This is a genomic window from Desulfobulbus alkaliphilus, assembly GCF_016918545.1.
Lineage (GTDB): Bacteria > Desulfobacterota > Desulfobulbia > Desulfobulbales > Desulfobulbaceae > Desulfobulbus > Desulfobulbus alkaliphilus.
Genome location: NZ_JAFFQC010000231.1, coordinates 1 through 450, shown reverse-complemented (window position 1 = coordinate 450; position 450 = coordinate 1). Strand labels below are relative to the sequence as shown.

General features: G+C 58.0%; 1 protein-coding gene. It reads left to right on the top strand.

Annotated elements, in window-relative coordinates:
- Positions 1–5: 5 nt before the first annotated feature.
- Positions 6–450, top strand: a 445-nt coding sequence (locus JWG43_RS18280) for a pseudouridine synthase (RefSeq protein ID WP_338033290.1), incomplete at its 3' end; no start/stop codon positions are given.

Sequence of the window (450 nt, the reverse complement as noted above, 5' to 3'; positions counted from 1 at the left end):
ATATCATGCTGCACAAGCCTATCCAGGTCATGTGTACGGCGCACGATCCGCAGGGGCGTCCTACGGTTTTGGATTGCCTGACCACAGAGATGCGGCGAAATAGAGTTTATCCTGTTGGAAGACTTGACTATTTTTCTGAAGGCCTGCTGTTGCTGACCAATGATTGCGAGCTGGCACAGCGCCTGATGCACCCTCGGCACCATCAACCCAAAACCTACGACGTCCTTGTGCGCGGTATTGTCCCGGCCTCAGCTCTGGCAACCATGCGCCGTGGCATGACGTTGGCTGAGGGAGAGCAATTGCGTCCGGTCGAAGTGGAAAGCCGCTTGCAGGCCAATGGCCATACGCGGTTGCGAATGGTGCTGCATCAGGGGGTCAATCGCCAGATCCGCCGAATGTGCCGGGATCTTGGGCTGACCATCCTGCGCCTGAAGCGCATCAGCCTGGGCC